The sequence below is a fragment of the Pseudomonas sp. NPDC089408 genome (genome assembly GCF_044749445.1).
GTDB lineage: Bacteria > Pseudomonadota > Gammaproteobacteria > Pseudomonadales > Pseudomonadaceae > Aquipseudomonas.
This window is the reverse complement of record NZ_JBIVHY010000007.1, coordinates 139,717-163,273: the sequence shown is the minus strand read 5'-3', so window position 1 is coordinate 163,273 and position 23,557 is coordinate 139,717. Positions and strand designations below refer to the sequence as shown.

The following is a 23,557-nucleotide window of genomic DNA, read 5'->3' as shown; positions in this document are numbered from 1 at the left end:
TTCAGCGACCTCCACAGGCTTGAAGCAGGCTGGCCCGTCATGGACGGGGCCAGCCTTGCCATGTTCAGCGGCGGCGGAACAGCGGCAGCGGCTCGTCGGTGGCGGCCTGGTAGGTCACCGAGAAGTCCTTCAGGCTTTGCAGCGCGTCTTCCGGGTCTTTGTCGGCACGGATGGCAAACGCATCGAAACCGCAACGGGCCATGAAGAACAGCTGGTCGCGCAACACGTCACCAATGGCACGCAGCTCACCGGTGAACTTGTAGCGGTCACGCAGCAGGCGCGCATTTGAATAGCTGCGGCCGTCGGTGAAGGCCGGGAAGTTCAGGGCGATGACCTGGAAGTACTGCACGTCTTCGCCGATCTCTTCTGCTTCCTGGTCGCTGTCCAGCCACACGCCCAGGCCGCCATCGCGGGCTTTGAGCACGTGGGCGTGGTCGCGCCACATCTGCAGCGGCACGATGTAGTCGTCACAGTTGGTCAGCTCGTCGAACGAAAAGTCCTTGGGCAGCAGGTGCCAGGTTTCGTCGACGATCTGGTTGTTCTTAATGATTCGCTGCATAGACGCGTTCCTTGAAGGGGTCGATACCGATACGCTGGTAGGTGTCGATGAAACGCTCTTCCTCGGTACGTTGCTCGACGTACACGGCGATCAGCTTCTCGATCACGTCGGCCATGGCATCCTGGGCGAACGACGGGCCAAGGATCTTGCCCAGGCTGGCGCCGCGTGCAGCGTTGCCGCCCAGCGATACCTGGTAGAACTCCTCGCCTTTCTTGTCCACGCCGAGGATACCGATGTGGCCCACGTGGTGGTGGCCGCAGGCGTTCATGCAGCCGGAGATGTTCAGGTCGATCTCGCCGATGTCGAACAGGTAGTCCAGGTCGTCGAAACGGCGCTGGATGGACTCGGCAATCGGGATCGACTTGGCGTTGGCCAGCGAGCAGTAGTCGCCACCCGGGCAGCAGATGATGTCGGTCAGCAGGCCGATGTTCGGGGTAGCGAAGCCGCCTTCGCGCAGTTCCAGCCACAGCGCGTGCAACTGGCGCTGCTCGACGTCGGCAAGGATGATGTTCTGCTCGTGCGAAGTACGCAGGAAGCCGAAGCTGTAACGCTCGGCCAGGTCGGCCACGGCGTCCAGCTGCTTGTCGGTGAGGTCGCCAGGGGCAACGCCGGTGGGCTTCAGCGACAGGGTCACGGCTACGTAGCCCGGGCGCTTGTGAGCGCGGGTGTTGCGCGAGCGCCAGCGGGCGAAACCTGGGTATTCGGCGTCCTGGGCGGCGTAGTCGAAGTTATCGAGGGCCAGGTACTCCGGGTCGACGAAGTGGCGCGATACCCGCTGTACTTCGGCTTCGGTCAGGGTGGTGTTGCCGCCACGCAGGTGGACCATTTCGGCTTCGACCTTCTCGGCGAACACTTCCGGGGTCAGGGCCTTGACCAGGATCTTGATCCGCGCCTTGTACTTGTTGTCACGGCGACCGTAACGGTTGTACACGCGCAGGATGGCGTCGAGGTAGCTGATCAGGTCTTGCCATGGCAGGAATTCGTTGATGAACGAGCCGACCACCGGGGTACGGCCCAGGCCACCACCGACCAGTACCCGGAAGCCCAGCTCGCCGGCGTCGTTGCGCACCGGCTCCAGGCCAATGTCGTGCACTTCGATGGCAGCGCGGTCTTCCTGCGAGCCGTTGATGGCAATCTTGAACTTGCGCGGCAGGTAGGCGAATTCCGGGTGGAAGGTGGTCCACTGGCGGACGATCTCGCACCATGGGCGCGGGTCGATGATTTCGTCTGCGGCGACACCGGCGAACTGGTCGGTGGTGGTGTTGCGCAGGCAGTTGCCGCTGGTCTGGATCGCGTGCATCTGCACGCTGGCCAGCTCGGCGAGGATGTCTGGGATGTCTTCCAGCGCCGGCCAGTTGTACTGCACGTTCTGGCGGGTGGAAATGTGGGCGTAGCCCTTGTCGTAGTCGCGAGCGATCTTGGCCAGGGTGCGGACCTGGTTGGCGTTCAGCTGGCCGTACGGCACGGCGACACGCAGCATCGGCGCGAAACGTTGGATGTATAGGCCGTTCTGCAGGCGCAGAGGGCGGAATTCTTCTTCGCTCAGCTCACCGGCCAGGTAGCGGCGGGTCTGATCACGGAACTGCTTGACGCGGTCCTCGATGATCCGCTGATCGTACTCGTCGTATACGTACATAAAAGTCCTGTCTCAGGCATGCAGCTATTCGCGCGCACGGCCGCGCACTCCGGTTCGGAGCCGGGGAACGATAGCAGGTTGCGTTTATGCGCTAAAGTGATGTTTTTGCATATGAAAAGAACCAAATGGACTATGTGAGACTGACTGCCATTTGTGCCCGGGGCCGGGCCGGGCGAGTATAATCCGGCGTTTGCTTTGCAGAGATGTCAGCCCATGCTCAAGGCGTTGTGCCAAAGCGTGTGTCTTGCCTTGCCGCTGGCGGCAAGCGCACAACCGGCTTCGGTGGTGTTCATCAACCCGGGGTTGTCTACCGAAACCTTCTGGACCAGCTACAGCCGTTTCATGCAGGCCGCCGCGGATGAGCTGGGCATGAACCTGCGGGTGGAATACAGCGAGCGCCGGGCCGACTTGGCGTTGACCCATGCCAGGGCGATTCTCGGCGGGCCACAGCGGCCGGATTACCTGGTGCTGGTCAACGAGCAGTATGTGGCGCCAGAAGTGCTGCGCCTGTCGCGGGGTACCGGGGTGAAGCTGTTGCTGGTCAATAACGGCCTCACCGCCAGCCAGATTCGCAGCATCCAGGCCCAGCCCGACAAATATGCCGAGCCTTGGGGCACCTTGACGAGCAACGACGAGCAGGCAGGCTTCCAGATGCTGCACCAGATGGTCGCGCAATTGCCCCGCGACAGCTTGCCGGTGGACCTGGTGGCGTTTGCCGGGGTCAAGACCACCCCCGCCTCGCAGTTGCGCGAGGAGGGTATGCGCCGTGCCCTGGCCGACTTCCCTCAGGTACGCCTGCGCCAGGTGGTGTATGGCGGTTGGAGCCGCCAGCGCGCCTACGAGCAGGCTCAGCAGTTGCTGGAACGCTACCCGGCCACCCGCCTGGTGTGGTCGGCCAATGACGAGATGGCCTTCGGCGCCATGCAGGCATTCGAAGAGGCCGGGCGTGTGCCTGGGCGCGATGTGCTGTTCAGTGCCGTCAACAACTCGCCTGAGGCCCTGCGAGCGCGTATCGACGGGCGCCTGAGCGTGCTGATGGGCGGGCACTTCACCCTGGGCGGGTGGGCCATGGTGATGCTGCACGATGATGCCCAGGGGCTGGCGTTGAACCGCGATGGCCTGCGCGAGCACAGTGCCCCGGTGTTGCAGGCCATTGACCAGGCCAAGGCCAGGCGCTGGCTGAAGTTGCTGGAACGGGACGACTACGGCGTCGATTTTCAACATTACAGTGCCGAAGGGCAGCCAGCCGGCTATCAGTACCCGTTTCTGACGTCACCGGTCGAATATTGAAGACCCTGCTTGAGGGAAGGGCATTGCTCGTCTTAACTGCTGATGGTGAAGTGCATTCCCATAACCACTACAAGAGGCAATGCAATGGGAAACTCAACCAAGGTCCGCAAAGCTGACAGCAGTGTCGATGCCTGGGCGATCCTGTGCCTGATCGTTCTGGTGGTGGTCACTGCCGTGTATTGGGTCAGCCACCAGTGACTTGAAACTCAAGACCGTGATGCAGCCAGGGCGCCTGCGGGAGGGAATCTCGCGGGCGCTTTTTGTTTTGCCTGTGCCGGCCCTTTCACGGGCAAGCCCGCTCCCACAGGGACCGCACCGGCTAACGGGTAAGGTGCAGGGCCAGTTGCACCAGGCCGATCAGCACGGCAATGAACACCAGGGTGAACAGCGTCCCCAGCACAATGAAGTGGCTGGCTTTGCCGTGGGTGAAGTCGCGGGCGCGGTTCTTGCCGCTTTGCACACCGAACGCGGCGGCGAGGACGCTGTGCAGCATCTGCCAGAAGGTCGGGGGTTTGCCCTGGCTGGAATCGTCCATGGTGGCTCCTGAGGGAATCAGAGGCAATCAGGGACAGTGTAGGCCATGGGATTGAGGTTGGTTCTGCTGGCCTCTTCGCGGGTAAACCCGCTCCTACAGGGGAACGCAATCCCTTGTGGGAGCGGGTTCACCCGCGAATAAGCCAACCCGGTCTTAGTTGTCGTAACCCAGGTTAGGCGCCAACCAACGCTCACTCACGCTGATGTTTTGGCCTTTACGCGCGCTGTAGTTCTCGATCTGGTCCTTGTCGACCTTGCCCACGGCAAAGTACTGCGCCTGCGGGTGGGCAAAATACCAGCCGCTGACCGCTGCCGCCGGGAACATCGCAAAGTGCTCGGTCAGGAACACGCCGCTCGGCCCGGTCTCGCCAATGGCGGTGCCATCGAGCAGGCGGAACAGGGTTTCTTTCTCGGTGTGGTCAGGGCAGGCCGGGTAGCCCGGGGCCGGGCGAATACCGCTGTATTGCTCCTTGATCAGCGCCTCGTTGTCCAGGTGCTCGTCGCGGGCATAACCCCAGTGCTCTTTACGCACCTGTTCATGCAGCCATTCGGCGCAGGCTTCGGCCAGGCGGTCGGCCAGGGCCTTGACCATGATCGAGCTGTAGTCGTCGCCCTTGTCCTGGTAGGCCTTGGCCACTTCCTCGGCACCGATGCCAGCAGTGGTGATGAAACCGCCGACGTAGTCGGTCACGCCGCTGGCCTTTGGCGCGACGAAGTCGGCCAGCGACCAGTTGGGCTTGCCGTCCGGCTTGATGGTCTGCTGGCGCAGGTGGTGCAGGGTGGCCAGTGCCTGGCCGTCTTCACCGTAGACTTCGATGTCGTCGTCAGCCACCTGGTTGGCCGGCCAGAAGCCGAACACCGCGCGGGCACTGATCAGCTTTTCGTCGATCAGCTTGTCGAGCATCTCGCGGGCATCCTTGTACAGCGCCGTGGCGGCCTCGCCGACCACTTCGTCGGTAAGGATGCGCGGGAACTTGCCAGCCAGGTCCCAGGAGATAAAGAACGGCGTCCAGTCGATGTATTCGGCCAGGGTGCGCAGGTCGATGTCTTCCAGCACCTTGACGCCGGTGAAGGAGGGCACCGCGGGCTGGTAGCTGGCCCAGTCGTACTGCGGTTTGGCCGCGATGGCCTTGTCGTAGCTCAGGCGCTCGGTGCGGGCGCTGCGGTTGGCGGTGCGCTCGCGCACTTCCACGTAGTCCTGGCGGGTTTTCTCGACGAAGCCCGGCTTCAGCTCTTTGGACAGCAACTGGGTGGCCACGCCCACCGCACGCGAGGCATCGGTAACGTAGATGACCGCATCGTTGCTGTACTTGGGTTCGATCTTGACCGCAGTGTGCGCCTTGGAGGTGGTGGCGCCACCGATCATCAATGGCAGGTTGAAGCCCTGGCGCTGCATTTCACGGGCAACGTGGACCATCTCGTCCAACGACGGGGTGATCAGGCCGGACAGGCCGATGATGTCGCACTTCTGCTCGCGGGCGGTTTGCAGGATCTTCTCTGCCGGTACCATCACACCAAGGTCGACGATGTCGTAGCCGTTACAGCCCAGCACCACGCCAACGATGTTCTTGCCGATGTCGTGCACGTCGCCTTTGACCGTGGCCATCAGGATCTTGCCCTTGGCTTCCGGCTTGTCGCCTTTCTCGGCTTCGATGAACGGAATCAGGTGGGCCACGGCCTGCTTCATCACGCGGGCCGACTTGACCACCTGGGGCAGGAACATTTTGCCAGCGCCGAACAGGTCGCCGACCACGTTCATGCCATTCATCAACGGGCCTTCGATCACTTCGATCGGGCGTGCGCACTGCTGGCGACATTGCTCGGTGTCTTCGACGATGAACGCGGTGATGCCCTTGACCAGCGCGTGCTCCAGGCGTTTTTCCACCGGCAGCGAGCGCCACTCTTCGTTTTCCACTTCCTTGATGGCGCCGCCGCCACGGTAGTCGTCGGCGATCGCCAGCAGGGCATCGGTACCGTGCGGGGTGCGGTTGAGTACCACGTCCTCGACCTTCTCGCGCAGCGCTGCCGGGATCTCGTCGTAGATCTCCAGCTGACCGGCATTGACGATACCCATGGTCAGGCCGTTCTGGATCGCGTGGTACAGGAACACCGAGTGGATCGCCTCACGCACCGGGTTGTTGCCACGGAACGAGAACGACACGTTCGACACACCGCCCGAGCTCAGCGCGTGCGGCAGGTGATCACGGATGTAGGCACAGGCCTCGATGAAGTCGACGGCATAGTTGTTGTGCTCTTCGATGCCGGTGGCGACGGCGAAGATGTTCGGGTCGAAGATGATGTCTTCCGGCGGGAAGCCCACTTCGTTGACCAGAATGTCATAGCTGCGCTGGCAGATTTCCTTCTTGCGCGCGGCGGTGTCGGCCTGGCCGACCTCGTCGAAGGCCATCACCACGACGGCGGCGCCATAGCGCTTGCACAGGCGGGCGTGGTGCTTGAACTGCTCGACACCTTCCTTCATGGAAATGGAGTTGACGATGCCCTTGCCCTGGATGCACTTCAGGCCCGCCTCGATCACTTCCCACTTGGACGAGTCGATCATGATCGGCACGCGCGAGATGTCCGGCTCGCCCGCGATCATGTTGAGGAAGCGAACCATGGCCGCCTGGGAGTCGAGCATCCCTTCGTCCATGTTGATGTCGATCACCTGGGCGCCGGCTTCGACCTGCTGCAGGGCGACTTCCAGCGCTTCGGTGTAGTTCTCTTCGCGGATCAGCCGGGCGAACTTGGCAGAACCGGTGATGTTGGTACGTTCGCCAACGTTCACGAACAGCGACTGGCGATCGATGGTGAACGGCTCCAGGCCCGACAGGCGGCAGGCCTTGGCGATTTCCGGGATCTCCCGCGGCTTGTACTTGGCCACGGCCTCGGCAATGGCCTGGATGTGGCCCGGGGTGGTGCCGCAGCAACCGCCGATGATGTTGAGGAAGCCGCTGGCGGCAAACTCTTCGACCACCGCGGCCATTTCGGCCGGGGTTTCGTCGTACTCGCCGAAGGCGTTCGGCAGGCCGGCGTTGGGGTGGGCGGAAACGTGCGTGTCGGCCTTGGTCGCCAACTCTTCCAGGTACGGGCGCAGGTCCTTGGCGCCGAGGGCGCAGTTCAGGCCCACGGAAATCGGCTTGGCGTGGCGCACCGAGTTCCAGAACGCTTCGGTGGTCTGGCCCGACAGGGTGCGGCCGGAGGCGTCGGTGATGGTGCCGGAGATCATGATTGGCAGTTCGACGTTGTCGTCCTCGAACACCTGTTGCACGGCGAAGATCGCCGCCTTGGCGTTGAGGGTGTCGAAGATGGTCTCGATCAGGATCAGGTCGGCGCCGCCCTCGATCAGGCCGCGGGTGGCCTCGACGTAGTTTTCAACCAGTTCGTCGAAGGTGACGTTGCGGTAGCCGGGGTCATTGACGTCAGGGGAGATCGAGCAGGTGCGGCTGGTCGGGCCGAGCACGCCGGCGACGAAGCGCGGCTTGTCTGGGGTTTCCAGGGTCTTGGCATCGGCCACCTGGCGGGCGACGCGAGCGCCTTCGACGTTCAGTTCGTAGACCAGCGACTCCATGCCGTAGTCAGCCTGCGAAATCTGCGTGGCGTTGAAGGTGTTGGTTTCGAGAATATCGGCGCCGGCGTCCAGGTAGGCCTTCTCGATGGCAGCGATCACATCGGGGCGGCTGAGCAACAACAGATCGTTGTTACCCTTTACATCGCTTGGCCAATCGGCAAAGCGCGTGCCACGATAGTCGTGTTCCTCGAGACGGTAGCTTTGGATCATAGTACCCATGCCGCCGTCGAGGATCAGGATGCGCTCTTTGAGTGCGTTCTGGAGTGCTTGGAGACGAGCGCTGCGGTCGGACATAGGAACTACCTGGTCGGGCAAATAACAGAAGGTGCAGAATCATAACAAAGCTGCGCGCTTTTTAGGTGTATCGCCCATTTGCATGAAAATGGCTCATGTTGGGGCGCCAGCGACGTTCAGCACCAAGGACGACCAGGCAACAAATCGTGATGGCTTTCAAGAACCAGGACTTTCCGCACATGGTGCATCGTTTCCTTGCCGGCGCCTTCGCCCTGCTCATCAGCGGCGCGGTGTTCGGGCAAGCCCCGCAGTCGAGCCCGGCTATTTCCTACACCCGGGATATACAACCCATCTTCACCGAGAAGTGCGTGGCCTGCCACGCCTGCAACGACGCTGCCTGCCAGCTCAAGCTGGAAAGCCCCGAAGGTGCGGTACGCGGGGCCAGCAAGGTCCCGGTGTACCAGGGCGAGCGTAGCACGGCGGTGCCCACTACGCGGCTGTTCTACGACGCCCACAGCGAGGGTGAATGGCGCAAGAAGGGCTTTTACTCGGTGCTCGACAACCAGGGCAGCCAGGCCGCGCTGATGGCGCGCATGCTCGAACTGGGTCACAAGACCCCGCTTACGCCCAACGCCAAGCTGCCCGAGGAGATCGTCCTGGGCCTGAGCCGCAATAACATGTGCCCGTTGCCGCACGAGTTCGATGCCTATGCCGGCGCCCACCCCAAAGAGGGCATGCCGCTGGCGGTGACCGGGCTGACCGACAAGGAATACGACACCCTGCGCCGCTGGCTGGCCGCTGGGGCGCCGGTCGAGTACCAGCCGATCAAGCCGAGTACGGCCGAAGCCAAGCAGATTGCCGACTGGGAAGAACTGCTCAACCGCCCGGGTTCCACCGAAGCACTGGTTGGCCGCTGGCTGTACGAGCACCTGTTCCTGGCGCACATCTACTTCGTCGGTGGCGAGCAGGGCCACTTCTTCCAATGGGTGCGCTCACGTACGCCCAGTGGCCAGCCGGCCGACATCATCGCCACGCGCCGGCCCAACGACCCACCGGGCACCGACTTCTATTACCGGCTGATCCCGGTGCAAGGCGTGATCGTGCACAAGACGCACATCACCTACCCGATGGGGCCGCAGAAGCTCAAGCGCGTCAAACAGCTGTTCTACGCCGGCGACTGGCATGCCAGTGCGCTGCCCGGCTATGGCCCGCGCCACCGTGCCAACCCGTTCGAAACCTTCGAAGCAATCCCGGCAGTGGCGCGCTACCAGTTCATGCTGGATAACGCCGAGTATTTCGTACGCACCTTCATCCGTGGCCCGGTTTGCCGTGGGCAGATCGCTACCGACGTGATCCGCGACAACTTCTGGGCACTGTTCCAGGAGCCGGCCCACGACCGCTACATCACCGATGCCCAGTACCGTGGCGAGGCTACGCCGCTACTGGCCATGCCCGGGCAAATCGATGACGTGGGCAGTGTGCTGAGCCTGTGGCATGCCTACCGCGACAAGCGCAACGACTACGAGAAGCTGCGCCGTGAAGCCTATGCCGACATGCCGGCACCGGGCTGGTCGACGCTGTGGGCCGGTAACGACAACGCGCTGCTGAGCATTTTCCGCCACTTCGACAGTGCTTCGGTGACCAAGGGCCTGATCGGTGATGTGCCGCTCACCGTGTGGCTGTTCGACTACCCGCTGTTCGAGCGCACCTACTACCAGCTGGCGGTCAACTTCGACGTGTATGGCAACGTTTCGCACCAGTTGCAGACGCGCCTGTACTTCGACCTGATCCGCAACGGCGCCGAGGTCAACTTCCTGCGCCTGATGCCGGCGGACCAGCGCAAGGCAATTCTCAGCGACTGGTACCAGAACAGTGGCAAGGTGAAGATGTGGATGGATTATGAAGACATCGACACCGACACGCCGAGCGGCATCAAGCTCGACCCGCGCAACCCCAAGCGCGACTTTGGCCTGAAGCTGCTGCAGCGCACCGGCAGCCTGAATGCAGCGCCAGACCCGATCAACCGCTGCCAGGGTGCGTTCTGTTCGCGACCGCAGCTGAGTGAAGCGCCGCAGCTTGGTGAAGCGCCGCAGCTTGGTGAAGAGTTCCGCAATGCCGAGCAGTCGCTCAGCCGCCTGGTGTCGCGCCCGGCTGCCGGGCTGAAAGTGATCAACCAGTTGCCCGAGGCAACCATGCTGCGCATCGAAGGGCAGGGCGGCCAGCGCCAGGTCTACAGCCTGCTGCGCAACCGTGCGCACAGCAACGTGGCGTTCCTGCTGGGTGAGGCGTACCGCTACCAGCCTGGCCTGGACACGCTGACCTTGTACCCAGGCGTGCTCAGCAGCTACCCCAACTTCATCTTCAACATTCCAACTGCGGATGTGCCGGAGTTCGTCGAGGACATGGAGTATGCGAAGGATGATGCCGCCAAGTTCGAGCGCATTGTCATTCGCTGGGGCGTGCGCCGCAGTCACCCTGATTTCTGGCGTTACTTCCATGACCTGAACAGCTACATCAAGGAGACCCAGCCGGTCGAAGCGGGTGTGCTGGACATGAACCGCTATGAGAACCTCTGATCGGGTTGGCTGACCTTTCCCGGTACCCTGCGGTCGGAAAGGGTGGGTGGTCTTGATCGATTGCAAGGGGCTGCTTTGCAGCCCTTCGCGGGTGAACCCGCTCCTACACAGGACGGCGCTGTTGCCAAGGCTGGCGCTTCCGTTTGCAGGAGCGGGTTCACCCGCGAACGAGCGCACAGCGCTCGCCTCTGCACCCGATGCAGGCCTCAATGCACCGCCAAGCGCAGGGTATTTCATGCTGTATTCGCTTCAGGCACTGCGGGCGTTCGCCGCCTGGGTGGTGGTCTGCCACCATTTCATGCAGATCTTCTTCGACTTTCACGCCACCGGCCCCATCGGCCAACTGCTCTCCGACCGGGGCGCCGTAGGTGTCGACATCTTCTTCGTCATCAGCGGGCTGGTCATCTATCTGTCGACCCGCGACAAAACCATCGAACCGCGCCAGTTCCTGCTTAACCGGGCGCTGCGTATCGTCCCGGCCTACTGGTTCTACACGGCGCTCATGGCGGCGCTGCTGCTGGCCTTCAGTCAATGGATGCCGCATCAGGCGTTCGATTGGCACCACTTATTGCTCTCGTTGCTGTTCATTCCAGCGGAAAACCCCGGTGGTTATGGTCTGTACCCAACGCTGAACGTGGGCTGGACGCTGAATTTCGAGATGTTCTTCTACCTGTTGTTCGGTCTGGCATTCCTGGTTCGCCATCGTCACCTCCAACTGCTGATGACTGTGGCGCTGCTGGTGGTGAGCGAGGTGCTGGGCCGCCTTGGTTTGCTCAGCCACTTCTACAACAACGGCATCATCTACGAGTTCCTGTTAGGTATCGGCCTAGGGGTGGTTTACCGTCGTGGCCTGATTCGTGAAGGGTTGTGGGTGCCGCTGGCGCTGTTGGCGGTGGCAGGCTTCGCGCTTTATCACCTGGACGCTTCCCAGCGCCTGCTGTACTGGGGGCTGCCGAGTGCCATGATCGTGTTGGCGTTTGTGTCCATGGAGCCCTTGTTCAAAGGTAACCAGGTGCTCAAGGCATTGGGCGACTGTTCGTATTCGGTCTACCTGATTCACGTGCTGGTGCTTTATGCCGGCTGGTTTGCCAGCGAGCGGCTGGGCTTGAACCCGTACCTGGTATTTGCCCTATGCGTGCCGTCCATTGGACTAATGTCGTGGTTCAGCTACCGCTGGCTGGAGCGCGGCCTGTACCGGCGCATGCAGGCCTGGCTGGCGGAACCACGGGGGACAACGCCGGAATATGCGCTTTCCCGAGTTAAATACTAGGACTTTGTACAAAGGCCGGGTTGGCGTACACTTGGCGGCAAGTCTGTGAGGAACCTACATGAGCGCTATAACCATTACCGACGCCGCCCATGACTACCTGGCCGATCTGCTTTCCAAGCAGAATACGCCTGGCATCGGCATTCGCATTTTCATCACCCAGCCGGGCACCCAGTACGCAGAGACGTGCATTGCCTACTGCAAGCCGGGCGAAGAGAAGCCTGACGACACCGCCGTGGGTCTGAAGAGCTTCACCGCTTACCTGGACGCGGTCAGCGTACCGTTCCTGGAAGATGCCCTGGTCGACTACGCCACCGACCGCATGGGTGGCCAGCTGACCATCAAGGCACCGAACGCCAAGGTGCCGATGGTCAACGAAGACAGCCCGATCAACGAGCGTATCAATTACTACCTGCAGACCGAGATCAACCCCGGCCTGGCCAGCCATGGCGGGCAGGTCAGCCTGGTGGACGTGGTCGACGACGGCATCGCCGTGCTGCAGTTCGGGGGTGGTTGCCAGGGTTGCGGCCAGGCCGACGTGACCCTGAAGGATGGCATCGAGCGCACCCTGCTCGAGCGTATTCCGGAGCTCAAAGGCGTGCGTGACGTGACTGACCACACGCAGAAAGAGAACGCCTACTACTAAGGCTGACGCTGAGTTGGTGCGATCGTTGTAGGAGCGGCCTTGTGTCGCGATCGGGCTGCAAAGCAGCCCCGGCAATCTTGCGGAATGGCAAAGATCCCGGGGCTGCTTTGCAGCCCGATCGCGACACAAGGCCGCTCCTACATGGATCGCGTATCAGCGGTTCTCTTAGCAACAAAGTGTTACGGTTTCAATCCCTGCGACAACAGGCCGCAGCCCGTATTCAAAGGGCTGCAGGCGATCCTCGCCTTGGTCGGGTAGAACCCCTCTGGGCGTCATGCCAGAATGCCCCGGTTTTTCGACCGGCCCGTCCCGAGGGTCGGCACCTTCCCTGTAAAGGATGGTTTCATGAATGATCTATATAGCCGGCGTGCAGTTGTCGCCGGCATGGGCGTTCTCGGGCTCGGCCTGCTGGCGGGCTGCAGCCCGGCCCGGGGGCTCGAGTTCAAGTACGGCAAGAACATGAGCAACGAAATCCTCGGGCGCAAGTTCAGCCTGAAGGACCCGCAAGGCAATGTGCGCACCCTGTCGAGCTTTTACGGCAGCATGCCGATGATCTTCTTCGGCTTTACCCAGTGCCCGGCTGTGTGCCCAACCACGCTGGCGCGTGCGGCACAGATCCGCAAGACGCTGCGTGGCCGTGACCGTGACCTGTTCCAGGTGGTGTTCATCACGCTGGACCCGGAACGCGATACCCCCGAGGTGCTGGACGCCTACGTCAAGGCCTTCGACCCGACGTTCGTCGCGCTAACTGGCACCCCCGAGGAAATTGCCGCGGTGGCCAAGGAATTCAAGGTGTTCTATGAGAAGGTTCCGGCCGGGGACACCTATACCATTTCTCACTCGTCCACCAGCTACGTCTACGATACACGTGGCACCCTGCGCCTGAGCCTGGGCCATTCCCTGAATGCCAAGGAATGCGCCGAAGACCTGGTCACCCTGATGGAGATCTGCTGAATGTCGATGCAACCGATCAAACGCGGCCTGGCTGCCCTGGTCCTGATGGGCCTGGCCCTACCTGCTTTGGCCCAGACCACTGTGAGCGATGCCTGGGTGCGTGCCACGGTGCCGCACCAGCCATCCACCGGTGCCTTCATGACCCTGACCGCCAGCAGCGACAGCAAGCTTGTGAGCGTGGCTTCGCCCGTGGCCAAGACCGTGCAGGTGCATGAAATGACCATGAACGGTGACGTGATGGGCATGCGTGAGGTGAACGCTGTCGAGCTGCCAGCCGGCAAGCCCGTGACTCTGGACCCGAATGGCCTGCACGTGATGCTGATGGGCCTGAACGATCAGGTGAAGGAAGGCGACAAAGTGCCGCTGACCCTGACGATTGAAGATGCCAAGGGCGCCACGGAAACCGTGGACGTGCAGGCTGAAGTGCGTGCGCTGAACGCCGAGGCGGGCGGGCATGATCACATGCACATGAAGCACTGACAGCTTTGAATGGGGCAGCCTGTGGGAGCGGGCTTGCCCCGCGAACACCGGCAAAGCCGGTGCCATTCACCGCGTTGCCTGCTTCGCGGGGCTAGCCCGCTCCCACACCGGCCCAGTCTCAGTCAGCTGCGAAACCTGGGCAATGGCCTGTCGAGGGTCAACGAGGTCAAGGTCTTGCGGACCTGGGCTTCATCGGCCTCCAGGGCCTTGAGGCTTGCACGGATCTTGCCGGCGGCGGGCATGTCGCCCTGCCGGTCGATCCAGTCGGCAATCTCCTTGCAGGCACTGCTGAGGCAGGCCTGGCGCTGGTTCATCAGCGACAGGAGGGTGGTGAGCTCTCTTTCGGACATGGCAGGATCCTCCATTCAGCCTTGACAGTGTAGCAGAGGACTGGCGGGGCTCTGCTGTCCTTGCAAAGGGCGCAGAGGCAGCCGCAAATGGCTGCTTCGGAGTGTTCGCAACAACTCGTTACTTATAAACATCGTGTTTAAAGTCGGCATCGCTAAGGTGTGTGACAAGCCATTCGGGTCGTTCAAAACAATTTGCTGAAGTGCTCTGCTTCGCAGGGTTTCACGTCAGAGGGTGTCCTTCTTCAATAAGCTGTCTATGTAGGAATATTCCTAAGTTTTAATTCGAGCCCCAGGTTAGACTGCGGTGCTGTTACAACTTGGGTGTTGTGTGTGAGCGAGGATGAGCCTTAGGTTGTAGTTGCCCAAGCGATGCAAGGGCAATTCCAATAATCAGAAAGGAGTTCACACATGAAATCTGCAATCGAACTGTTCAAGACCGATGTAACTGGCGTCACCACCCAAGGTGTGTGCATGTGGTAAGCAGGGGGGCGGCCTGGTGCCGCCCCTTTATTTTCCTTGAGCAGGAGCATGCTTTATGGACGATCGTGGCTACCACACTATCTGGGACATCACGGGGGCCAGCGCAAAGTTGCTGAGCAATGATAAAAGATTGCACGGCTTCTTTCTGACTACGCTGCAGGCATCCGGCTTCAACATCATCAGCGATATGATTCACAAGTTTTCCTCGGGCGGGGAGGGTGTCACCGGGCTTTTTCTGTTGTCGGAGTCTCACCTTTCCTACCATACCTACCCGGAGCGTGAGTACATCAGCATTAATGTATATACGTGCGGGAAAAACAATCAATTGATCAATGAACGCATTTTGGAATTTTTTGGAGCGGGCGTACAGGTCAATAGACGAACGCTGCTGCGCGGCAGTGCAGTGATTGAACCACGAGGAGGGGAACATGCAGCTGCTCGATAAGGGGTTGTTGAAGTTTGATTATCAGTTTCCGTTATACAACTTTTTCTTCCCGTCGCAAGCGCGCGATGTTTACCAGCCGGCCCCACATCAGTTCGCTGCAATGATGTCCGCAGCCAATCAAGTTTCGCGCTCACGCGCCTTGTACTTTCACATCCCTTTTTGTGAGGCCATTTGTTCGTTCTGCCCGTTTACCCGAGGGCTGTACAAGAGTGCCAGTGACATCGACCGCTATACAAAGGCGCTGATCAAAGAGATCGAGTACAAGGCGCAAGCCATGGACCTGAAGGCGGTTCCGGTCAGGGCCATATTTTTTGGGGGTGGGACACCGTCTCTGCTGTCACCGCGGAACATTCACGATATTGGCGAGGCGCTGCATCGTCATTTCGATATGCGCAACGTTCAGGAGTTCTCATTCGAGTTCAGTGTCACAAGTGTCACCGAAGAGCGCGCTCGCGCTTTGGCTGCAATTGGTGTGACCCACGCGCGGTTTGGCTTGCAAACCACAGATCGCGAATGGCGGCAGCTGTTCAACCTGGACCCGGACGTGGGCAAGATCGAGCGCGCTGCCGATCTGTTGAGTAACCAGTTTGAACATGTGCTGTGTGACATCCTGTATGGCATGAACGGCAGCAATGAAGCGCAGACGCTCGTCGACATCGACAAAGCGGTGGCGATGGGCGTCAGCAATATTGACATTTACCCAATCAACAATGCTGCAACCTCCGTCAAATTGCACAGGCAAATCAAGGCTCGCTTCGCTGATGTAATGCCTGCCATGCGCAAGCTCAACATGAAGTTCATGCTCGATGAGCACCTGCGCCAATATGGCTATGTTCCCTACAACGGTCATGGCTATGTGCGCAGGCCCGGGGCTGGCAATGCGCTGTTTGCCGAAGATTACGCCTTCATCTATCACGAGCATGTTTACGGTTATGCCGATCATGACCTGCTGGGCTTCGGTGTGGGGGCCATCTCGTCGGTGGCGGGGCACGTCATTACCAATACTTCATCTCGCGAAAAATATACCCGTGGCATGGCGCAAGGGGAGTACATGTGCCAAGTGAGCGGGCATGACGCGCTGCTGGATGTGGTCAAGCCGCTGGTCGTTCGCCTGGCCTATCACGGTTCAGTAGATAAGCGCCTGGTTGAATTGAGCCGCGTGCCCGAAGCGCTGATGAGGCGGCTTGATGCGTTGATCGGGGCAGGATTGGTGCTTGAGGACTCACAATTCTATCGGCTGACGCGGCTTGGCTGGCTCTGGTACAGCAACATCATGTTCTACCTGATGCCGGCAAGTGAGCAGGACATTCTCAGGAGGCTGGTTTTCGAGCGGCTTGATGTGCCTGGACGGGATATCACCGAGCACGAGTTGATCTATGCCGCTGGCTGAGGAAGAAATGAAGTATGCAAGCGCTGAATCTAAACTACGGAACGCGATCGCTGGCGTGTGGTTACGGCTTTTCTAAATGTGGTGAATTTGCCTTCGAAGCGGCATTTGCCGTGGCAATCGTCTCCCTCACCGAGGCTGATCTGCTTTTAATCGGTATCGCCTATTTTTTTCGTTACTTGCCAAGCGTCGTGTTTTCTCCGTTAGGTGGCTGGTTGGCGGATAACGCCGACAAAAAGAAAACTCTGTTGGCAGTGGAGGCCGCCAAAGGTTTTTTGGCGCTTGCCTTCTTTGCCTTGTTCGGCCTGCTCACACCGGTATTACCCCTGTTGGTGGGGCTTTCGATGCTCATGACGGCGCTCGAATGCCTCTATGTGCCGACATTTCGCGCGTACTTTCCAGACCTCGTATCAAGGGACGATCTGGCCTCGGTCAACAGTGGTGTCCAAGTGATCGAGGATGCGGCCTCGATTATCGGCCCGCTGGTTTTTTCAGTCTGCGTGATACTGCTTTCTCGTGAAGCAACCTTCTTGTTCTTTGCGACCTGTCTGGTGCTGTCGGCCACCTCCATCGCCACCCTGGGGCCTGGCAGGCAAAGTGCCCGGCAGGCCTTTGATGGGCGTGCCATCGTCCGCGATGCAGCGCGCAGTGTAGGCCAGTTAAGGGTCAGCAATGCGCCGTTGTTTGCCGTTATCGGTTGCACCACCCTTTGCGCGATGTTTGCTACCTCGGTCATTCGCTTCATCCTTCCGGCTTCGGTGCTTGAGCATTTTGCATCTGAAGCGGCGGTAGGTTACGTACTTTCACTGCTTGCAGCCGGTACCGTGCTCGGCGGGGTGCTCTACACACGCTTCAATCCGCGCACAACTGCACGGTTGGTGTTGCGGTATTGGCTCCTGTACGGGGCATTGTTTCTGACGGCAGCGGTGGCGCTGCAGTTCAACAGCTGGCTGTTTCTATCGATCCTGTTTCTGGTCGGTTTCATTGGTGCCTTTGTCGATATTGCCATTGTGACCAACATCCAGTGCTTGTCGAGCGAGCATGAAGTGGGCAGGAACTTTTCCCTTTATTACTTTACGGCCGTCATTGGTGATGCCGTTTCGGGGCTGGTTGCCAGTTTGGTATTCGTGCTTGCGGGCCCTGCAACCTTCTTCTGGATGACGCTGATGCTGTTCGTCGCGCCTGTGCGCTGGAACCTGAAAGGAAATGTCGATGACACCGACAATCGTATATAGCATGGCACTCGATGTGCAGGCATGGGACGGCGTGCGGGCAGTGCCTTTTCATTCGTCAGCAAATCTCGCACTCGCTTCGGCATTGCTCCTGACGCCCGAGGATGCACTGCAAGCCAGCGTAGTTCAGGCAGTGGAGCGTTGGCAGTTACCACTGTTCATTGGCTCGCAGGATGCGGATGGCCTGTTGGCCGGCGAAGAGCGGAGGCTGAACGTGCCGTTGTCGGTGCAAGACAAGGCCCGGCTCATGGTTGCGGCACGCGCCTTTGAACATCAGGTATTGCCTTCTTTCACACGTGCGGTTGCGTTGTTTGTCGAGAAGCGTCGGCCTACCTTTGCCTGCCCAGGCCACCAGGGGGGAGCCTGCTTGCAGCAACACCCCGTTGGGGCTCGTTTCAGCCAGTTGCTGGGGCCGGGATTGTTCCAGGTGGATGTGCCCCATGCAGCGCCGGAGCTGGGCGATGTGCTGGGGCATGAAGGCCCGGTCCGGGAGGCTGAGCAATTGGCTGCAAGGGTTTTTGGCGCCGATGACACCTGGTTCGTGCTCAATGGCACGTCCACTGCCAATAAAGTCGTTGCCAGTGCGTTGTTGGCGGCAGGCGACCTGGTGCTGATGGATCGTAATAACCACAAGTCGGTGTTTCTAGGGGCCTTGGTTCAGTGTGGCGCCCTTCCGGTATACCTGGCCAATGTGCGGGATGAGCGGGGGCTGTTGGGGGGCTACCGATTGGGTGCTCTGGATGAGGGCCATTTGCGTAGCCGGGTGGGGCAGATCTGTTGGCGTCGGGCGCGCGAATCCAGGCCCTTTCGCCTGGCGGTAATCCAGCAGGCGACTTGTGATGGTGTGGTGGTTGACGCCGCAGCAGTGCTTGAGCGCATCGGGCATCTTTGTGACTATGTGCTGTTCGATGGCGCCTGGGCTGGGTATGAACCTTTCGTTCCCGCGCTGGCCAAGCTATCGCCGCTGAACGTGCAATTGACCGACACTTCTCCCGGCATTGTCGTGACGCAGTCGGTGCACAAACAGATGTCGGGTCTCTCCCAGACTTCACAGATCCACAAGAAAGACCGGCATATCAGCCACCTGCGCCGTTATTGCGCATGGCGAGTGTTCAATGCGGCTTTCATGCAACACGCATCTACCAGCCCGTCTTATCCCTTATTCATGTCACTGGAAGTGAATGCAGCCATGCTGGCCGACGGCGAAGGCGAGCGCCATTGGCGGCAAGCGCTGGCCGCTGCGCAGGCGTTGCGCGACCAGGTTGAACGCCGATGCCGGCTGATCCGGCCATTGATGCCGCCTGTTTCGCAGGCTTCGCGCGAATATCAGGCGCAGGGTGAGTTGGCAATTGAGCCCGGCCTGCATTACATCGACCCCTGCAAAGCCATCTTTTCCACCCGGGGGCAGTCAGAGATTCCTGCCTGCATTGTTGCCCAGTATCTGCGGGATTGCGGTTTTACCCCGGAGAAAACGGATTTCTTCACCCTCACCCTGCTGATGACGCCGTCCAGCGACAGTGCCGCGTTGAACAGGCTGGTGGGCGCTCTGGAGGATTTCGAAACGCATTGGCTCAAGGGCACAGCGGTGCTGCAACTGTTGCCGTCGCTACGCGCGGCTTCGGCACGCTATCAGGGCCTGTCCATTGCCGGGCTAGGGGACCGCATCAGCAGGCTCTATCGCACACATCAGGTCGAACTGCTGCAAAGTGAGATTTTCAGTGCCATGGGGGCCGTACAGGAAAATTGCTCCCCTTACCAGGCTAACCAACAGTTCGTGCGCGGTGAGGCCAGCCTGCAGCGGGTCGGGGAGGTTGCAGGCAGGGTGGCGGCCGAAGGCGTTATTCCATACCCACCCGGGATCATGTGCATTGCGCCCGGTGAGCGCTGGACAGCTACGTTGGTTGGCTATTTGCAAGCAGTGGAGGCTTTGTCTGCACAGTATCCCGAGTTTGCCCCGCACATTCAGGGTGTGCACAGCATCCGCGAAACCGATGGATCGGCCTCGTTCGGGGTGTTCGTGCTTGGCTGAGCGCACTCAACCGCCGGGTGGCGCGCTCAGCCAGTTGCAAAATCATGGGCGTAAGTACATCCACGTCGACATGGACTCTTACTTCGTCGCCGTCGAGTTGCTGGATGCCCCATGGCTGCGCGAGCGGCCAGTCGCTGTTGGCGGCATGGCGAAAGACAGGGGCGTGATCAGCACTTCCAACTACATTGCCAGGCGTTTTGGTGTCAGAAGTGGAATGGCAACTGTCACCGCGCAACGACTATGCCCGGACTTGGTGTTGCTGCCAGTACGCTTCGAGCGGTATGAGGCGGTGACTCGCAGGCTGGAGGCCATTTTTCGACGTTATACCCCTGTGGTCGAGTTTCTCTCGCTGGATGAAGCCACGCTGGATGTGACAGGGCAGATGCACTGCAACGGTTCGGCGACGTACATGGCAAGCCGGATCCGCGCTGCTATCGAGCAAGAACTGCAGCTGACGGCCTCTGCGGGAGTCGCACCTTTGAAGTATCTGGCGAAAATGGCTTCGGAAGTGAACAAGCCCAATGGCCAGTGTGTCATCGCGCCCGATCAGGTGCAGGGTTATCTGGCCAATCTGGATATTCGCAAGATCCCAGGCGTGGGACCCAGAACATGGGCCGTGTTGCAGGCATTGGGCTGCCTGAAATGTGCTGATGTTACTGACGACATGATACCGGCTCTGCTGCGACACCTTGGGGCGCACGGTTTTTATGTGTGGGAGCGTTGCCGGGGCCTGGAGGGCTATGAGGGAAAGCCCGGAGATATCCAGTCCCTGGGTGTCGAGCATACGCTGCCCAGCGACTGTGACGACTTTGCCAGTTGTGCCAGAGAGCTGGATCTACTGTTGGCGGCTTTGACTACCCGTCTGGAAGCGCTTGGCCAGACGCCGGCCATTGTCAGGAACCTGGTCAAACTCAAATTCTCCGACTTTTCCATTGCCAGCGCCGAGGCACCTGCCTTGTCCTTGCAGCCGCAGGTCATGCAGGGGCTATGTCGCACGCTTTGGGATACCAAACGGCAGGGGCGGGCAGTGCGCCTTGTAGGTGTTGCCGTCAGGATTCGAAAAAGCCTGCCGGACCCCTTGCAGATTGAGCTGGCGTTTTGACTAGCTTGGTTGGCACGATTGAATGAACACATGCTCGCCGATAAACCCCCGGCGACACCCCGTAAGCCTGCTTGAACTGCCGGCTCAAATGGCTCTGGTCAGCAAACCCCAGGTCGAACGCTACTTCTGACGCCACCAGGCCGCTCTTGAGCATTTCCCGCGCGCGGGCCAGGCGCCGCTGTTTCAGCCAGGCATGTGGCGGCAGGCCGGTGGCCTGGCGAAATACCCGGGCGAAATGGAACGGTGACAGGTTGACCGCGGCCGCCAGCGCTTCCAGTGAGGGCGGGTCGGCCAACTGGCTTTCCAGCAGTTCGCGGGCGCGGGCCACGGCCAGGGGTTCGTTGCCTGGGGCCGAGGGCTCGGCGCATTGCCCGTGGCGTTGCACCAGGGCCAGCACCGCGTGGCGCCAGGCCGTCTGTTGCTGCAGGGCACTGGCGCCGGCTTCGGAAAGCTGGTGCAGCTTGCTGAAGGCGAGGGCCAGGGCCGGGTCCTGAATCACGCTGGCCTTGAAACTGGGCATGCCGTGGCGACCCAGTTCCAGTTCGTCGAGCACGCCGGTAACCCGCTCATGCTCCGGGTAGAAGCCGCGGTAGCGCCAGCCGGCTTCATGGGCGGTGGCACCGGTGTGCAGTTCGTCGGGGTTGATCAGCACCATGCTGCCGACCGGCGCCAGGTGCTCGCTGCCACGGTGCCAGAAGCGCTGGGCGCCAGACTCGATCACGGTGAACACATAACCTTCGTGCACATGCGGGGCGAAGCGCTGCTGAAAGTAGCGCGCGTGCAGCATTTCGACGTCGCCCAGGGCTGGCGCCTGCCAGAGGTGTGTCTGCTCGCGCAGGGGCGTGCTCATGCCAGCCAGCTGCGCAGGAGGAAGAAGATCAACATGCTCACCAGCATGCTCAGCAATACGCTGCGGGTCAACAGCACCAGGGCGATGGCCACCAGCGAACCCAGCAGGTAGGGGTTGAGCAGGCTGAGGTTGAGCTGGTGCTCGGGCATGAAGATAATCGGTCCGCAAATGGCGGTCAGCATGCCCGGCACGGCAAAGCCGAGGAACTGCCGGGCGTTGGAGCTCAGGCGCAGGGGCAGGCGTGGCTCAAGGAACGCATAGCGGTTGAGGAACACGATGGCGCCCATGGCGAAAATCAGGATCCAGGTCATGGGCGGGCTCCGGCGAATTTCTGGCAGATGAAGCCGGCACTCATGCCCAGCAGGCCTGCGGCCACCAGCGCCGTTTCCCAATGCCAATAGCTGAACAGCACCGAGCAGAACAGCGATACGGCCACACACACGACGGTGGCCAGGTTGCGCACCAGCGGGGCGATCAGGGCGACGAAGGTGGCGACGATGGAGAAGTCCAGGCCGAACTGGTCCAGGTGCGGAATGCTCTGGCCCAGAAGGATGCCGGCCAGGGTAAACAGGTTCCAGGCGACATAGAAGGTAAGGCCCACCCCCAGGGCGTACCAGCGGTTGAACTGTTGCTGGTCGTACTGGCTGGTCAGGGCGAAGAATTCGTCGGTCAGCAGAAAGCCCAGGCCCAGCCGCCAACGCAGTGGCTGGCTGGACAGCACCGGGCGCATCGACAGGCCATACAGCAGGTGCTGCGAGGTCAGTAGCAAGGTCGTCAGCAGGATCGACGCGAGGTTCGCGCCGCCCTTGAGCATGCCAATGGCCACCAGTTGCGCGGCGCCGGCGAAAACGATGGCTGATAGCCCTTGGCCCTGCCAGGCGCTGAGGTTGGCTTCGATGGCCATCGAGCCGGCCAGCAAGCCCCAGGGGGCGACGGCCAGGGACAGCGGGAGAATGGCGATGGCGCCGTGGAGAAAGGCTTGGCGAGCGATGTGGGGCATGATGGCTGCAGTGCGGTTACGTGGCAGGCCAGCATGCCAGACGGGGCGGGGGGTGGCTTGAACGATCTTGCTGCGCTGCTGGCTGGCGTGCGGGATCCCTGTAGGAGCGGCCTTGTGTCGCGATGGGGCGCGCAGCGGCCCCGAAAATTTCTGCTTCGCCGCAAATATTGCAGGGGCCGCTGCGCGCCCGTCGCGACACAAGGCCGCTCCTACAAGGGTCAATCTTGGCCAGTTAGAGGGATCAGGGGCGGCTACTCAGATGCTGCTGTGCGGTCACGCAACCGTTGATCTCCACGGCCTTCTGCAGCAGGCTCAAGCGGTGTTGTGGGTCGAGATCGCCAAGCAGGCGGTACACTTCGGCCTGGTAATCACGTTGGCGCCCCCAGAGCATCTCGATGCCCTGGGGCCGGCTGCGGCTACAGGCCAGTCGGCTGGCAGGTTGCGGATAATAGGGGGCGTACACGGTGGCCATGTTGGGAATGGCCTCCAGCGCAGTGCGGTACTCATCGCTGCTGTTGTAGGGGCGGCACCAGGTGGCGATGGCTGGCGCAGGGGCGGCAAAACCTTGCTTGAGGCTGGCCTCTAGCAGCGGGCAGGCGGCATCCGCAATTTGCGCGGCGGGCAGGTAGGTCATGTAGTACAGCGCCAGGCGGTATTGCGCGACCGGGTGGCCCAGCTCGACCGATTTTTTCAGCAGGGCAACGGCTGTCGGCAAGGTATGCGCCATGGCCTGGCCCTGACGGTTGAGCTCGGGATCACCCCCCAAGGCGGTGCGCAGCGTGTTGCTGGCGTTGTCCTGGCTGTCGGCCTGCTCCAGCAACGGCAAGGCCTGACGGTAGAGCAGGTCGGCATGCGGGTCGATGCTGACCTCCAGCGCCTGTGCAGCCAGCGGCATCAAGGCGACCACCAGTGCGGGCAGGCTTCGCACAAGGCTCACA

General features: G+C 61.0%; 20 protein-coding genes. 11 read left to right on the top strand and 9 right to left on the bottom strand.

Features of this window, described 5'->3' with window-relative positions; all coding sequences use genetic code 11:
• Nucleotides 1-64 precede the first annotated feature (64 nt).
• Both ACIP02_RS13915 and ACIP02_RS13910 read right to left on the bottom strand, forming a co-directional pair.
• The gene (locus ACIP02_RS13915) at nucleotides 65-559 is read right to left on the bottom strand and encodes a DUF934 domain-containing protein (RefSeq protein WP_400617391.1); all 495 of its coding nucleotides are present in this window, start codon (nucleotides 557-559) and stop codon (nucleotides 65-67) included.
• Nucleotides 543-2,195 (bottom strand): nitrite/sulfite reductase, encoded by a 1,653-nt coding sequence (locus ACIP02_RS13910; protein ID WP_400617390.1) that lies wholly within the window; start codon nucleotides 2,193-2,195, stop codon nucleotides 543-545. Before ACIP02_RS13910 ends, ACIP02_RS13915 begins: the two co-directional genes overlap by 17 nt.
• Before the next feature lie 213 nt (nucleotides 2,196-2,408).
• Here ACIP02_RS13910 and ACIP02_RS13905 point away from each other — a divergent pair, with 213 nt between their 5' ends.
• Nucleotides 2,409-3,485 (top strand): ABC transporter substrate-binding protein, encoded by a 1,077-nt coding sequence (locus ACIP02_RS13905; RefSeq protein ID WP_400617389.1) that lies wholly within the window; start codon nucleotides 2,409-2,411, stop codon nucleotides 3,483-3,485.
• 319 nt (nucleotides 3,486-3,804) lie between these two features.
• Here ACIP02_RS13905 and ACIP02_RS13900 read toward each other — a convergent pair whose 3' ends face one another.
• Both ACIP02_RS13900 and metH read right to left on the bottom strand, forming a co-directional pair.
• Nucleotides 3,805-4,020 (bottom strand): DUF2970 domain-containing protein, encoded by a 216-nt coding sequence (locus ACIP02_RS13900; RefSeq protein ID WP_400617388.1) that lies wholly within the window; start codon nucleotides 4,018-4,020, stop codon nucleotides 3,805-3,807.
• 153 nt (nucleotides 4,021-4,173) lie between these two features.
• Entirely contained in the window at nucleotides 4,174-7,881 is a 3,708-nt protein-coding gene (gene metH, locus ACIP02_RS13895; protein WP_400617387.1) for a methionine synthase, read from the bottom strand.
• A gap of 179 nt (nucleotides 7,882-8,060) precedes the next feature.
• Here metH and ACIP02_RS13890 point away from each other — a divergent pair, with 179 nt between their 5' ends.
• The 5 genes from ACIP02_RS13890 to ACIP02_RS13870 all read left to right on the top strand — a co-directional run bounded on the left by ACIP02_RS13890 (nucleotide 8,061) and on the right by ACIP02_RS13870 (nucleotide 13,744).
• On the top strand, nucleotides 8,061-10,397 hold the full coding sequence (locus ACIP02_RS13890) for a fatty acid cis/trans isomerase (protein ID WP_400617538.1): 2,337 nt from the start codon (nucleotides 8,061-8,063) through the stop codon (nucleotides 10,395-10,397).
• Between the two features lie 235 nt (nucleotides 10,398-10,632).
• Nucleotides 10,633-11,667 carry an acyltransferase family protein gene (locus tag ACIP02_RS13885; protein ID WP_400617386.1) on the top strand — a complete coding sequence of 345 codons (1,035 nt, stop codon included), beginning with the start codon at nucleotides 10,633-10,635 and terminating at the stop codon, nucleotides 11,665-11,667.
• 58 nt (nucleotides 11,668-11,725) lie between these two features.
• A complete protein-coding gene (gene nfuA / locus ACIP02_RS13880; protein WP_054901497.1) occupies nucleotides 11,726-12,310 on the top strand; it encodes a Fe-S biogenesis protein NfuA in 585 nt (194 codons plus the stop codon).
• Between the two features lie 345 nt (nucleotides 12,311-12,655).
• Nucleotides 12,656-13,264 (top strand): SCO family protein, encoded by a 609-nt coding sequence (locus ACIP02_RS13875; RefSeq protein ID WP_400617385.1) that lies wholly within the window; start codon nucleotides 12,656-12,658, stop codon nucleotides 13,262-13,264.
• Nucleotides 13,265-13,744, top strand: coding sequence for a copper chaperone PCu(A)C (locus ACIP02_RS13870; RefSeq protein WP_400617384.1), 480 nt, complete (start codon nucleotides 13,265-13,267; stop codon nucleotides 13,742-13,744).
• Nucleotides 13,745-13,866: 122 nt separating this feature from the next.
• Here ACIP02_RS13870 and ACIP02_RS13865 read toward each other — a convergent pair whose 3' ends face one another.
• Nucleotides 13,867-14,094 carry a hypothetical protein gene (locus ACIP02_RS13865; RefSeq protein WP_023381060.1) on the bottom strand — a complete coding sequence of 76 codons (228 nt, stop codon included), beginning with the start codon at nucleotides 14,092-14,094 and terminating at the stop codon, nucleotides 13,867-13,869.
• A 535-nt stretch (nucleotides 14,095-14,629) separates the two neighbouring features.
• On the opposite strand from ACIP02_RS13865, the gene speD reads away from it, so the two are divergent.
• Genes speD through dinB form a run of 5 tightly spaced genes read left to right on the top strand, consistent with a single transcriptional unit; the run spans nucleotide 14,630 to nucleotide 20,769 of the window.
• Nucleotides 14,630-15,019 carry an adenosylmethionine decarboxylase gene (gene speD, locus ACIP02_RS13860; RefSeq protein ID WP_400617383.1) on the top strand — a complete coding sequence of 130 codons (390 nt, stop codon included), beginning with the start codon at nucleotides 14,630-14,632 and terminating at the stop codon, nucleotides 15,017-15,019.
• Nucleotides 15,003-16,409 carry a coproporphyrinogen-III oxidase family protein gene (locus ACIP02_RS13855; protein ID WP_400617382.1) on the top strand — a complete coding sequence of 469 codons (1,407 nt, stop codon included), beginning with the start codon at nucleotides 15,003-15,005 and terminating at the stop codon, nucleotides 16,407-16,409. Before speD ends, ACIP02_RS13855 begins: the two co-directional genes overlap by 17 nt.
• A gap of 14 nt (nucleotides 16,410-16,423) precedes the next feature.
• Complete coding sequence (locus ACIP02_RS13850; RefSeq protein WP_400617381.1) at nucleotides 16,424-17,641, top strand: MFS transporter; 1,218 nt, start codon at nucleotides 16,424-16,426, stop codon at nucleotides 17,639-17,641.
• Entirely contained in the window at nucleotides 17,619-19,667 is a 2,049-nt protein-coding gene (locus ACIP02_RS13845) for an ornithine decarboxylase (protein ID WP_400617379.1), read from the top strand. Before ACIP02_RS13850 ends, ACIP02_RS13845 begins: the two co-directional genes overlap by 23 nt.
• A complete protein-coding gene (gene dinB / locus ACIP02_RS13840; protein WP_400617377.1) occupies nucleotides 19,660-20,769 on the top strand; it encodes a DNA polymerase IV in 1,110 nt (369 codons plus the stop codon). Before ACIP02_RS13845 ends, dinB begins: the two co-directional genes overlap by 8 nt.
• Here the strand turns inward: dinB and ACIP02_RS13835 are convergent.
• From ACIP02_RS13835 to ACIP02_RS13820, 4 genes are all read right to left on the bottom strand, one after another.
• The gene (locus tag ACIP02_RS13835) at nucleotides 20,717-21,619 is read right to left on the bottom strand and encodes an AraC family ligand binding domain-containing protein (RefSeq protein WP_400617375.1); all 903 of its coding nucleotides are present in this window, start codon (nucleotides 21,617-21,619) and stop codon (nucleotides 20,717-20,719) included. The two genes, dinB and ACIP02_RS13835, sit on opposite strands and share 53 nt — an antisense overlap.
• On the bottom strand, nucleotides 21,616-21,930 hold the full coding sequence (locus tag ACIP02_RS13830) for an AzlD domain-containing protein (RefSeq protein WP_112252371.1): 315 nt from the start codon (nucleotides 21,928-21,930) through the stop codon (nucleotides 21,616-21,618). Before ACIP02_RS13830 ends, ACIP02_RS13835 begins: the two co-directional genes overlap by 4 nt.
• Nucleotides 21,927-22,619, bottom strand: coding sequence for an AzlC family ABC transporter permease (locus tag ACIP02_RS13825; RefSeq protein WP_400617373.1), 693 nt, complete (start codon nucleotides 22,617-22,619; stop codon nucleotides 21,927-21,929). The genes ACIP02_RS13830 and ACIP02_RS13825 overlap by 4 nt, the downstream gene beginning before the upstream one ends.
• A gap of 241 nt (nucleotides 22,620-22,860) precedes the next feature.
• Nucleotides 22,861-23,556: a sel1 repeat family protein gene (locus tag ACIP02_RS13820; protein WP_400617371.1), complete on the bottom strand. Its 696-nt coding sequence runs from the start codon at nucleotides 23,554-23,556 to the stop codon at nucleotides 22,861-22,863.
• Between the last annotated feature and the right edge of the window lies 1 nt (nucleotide 23,557).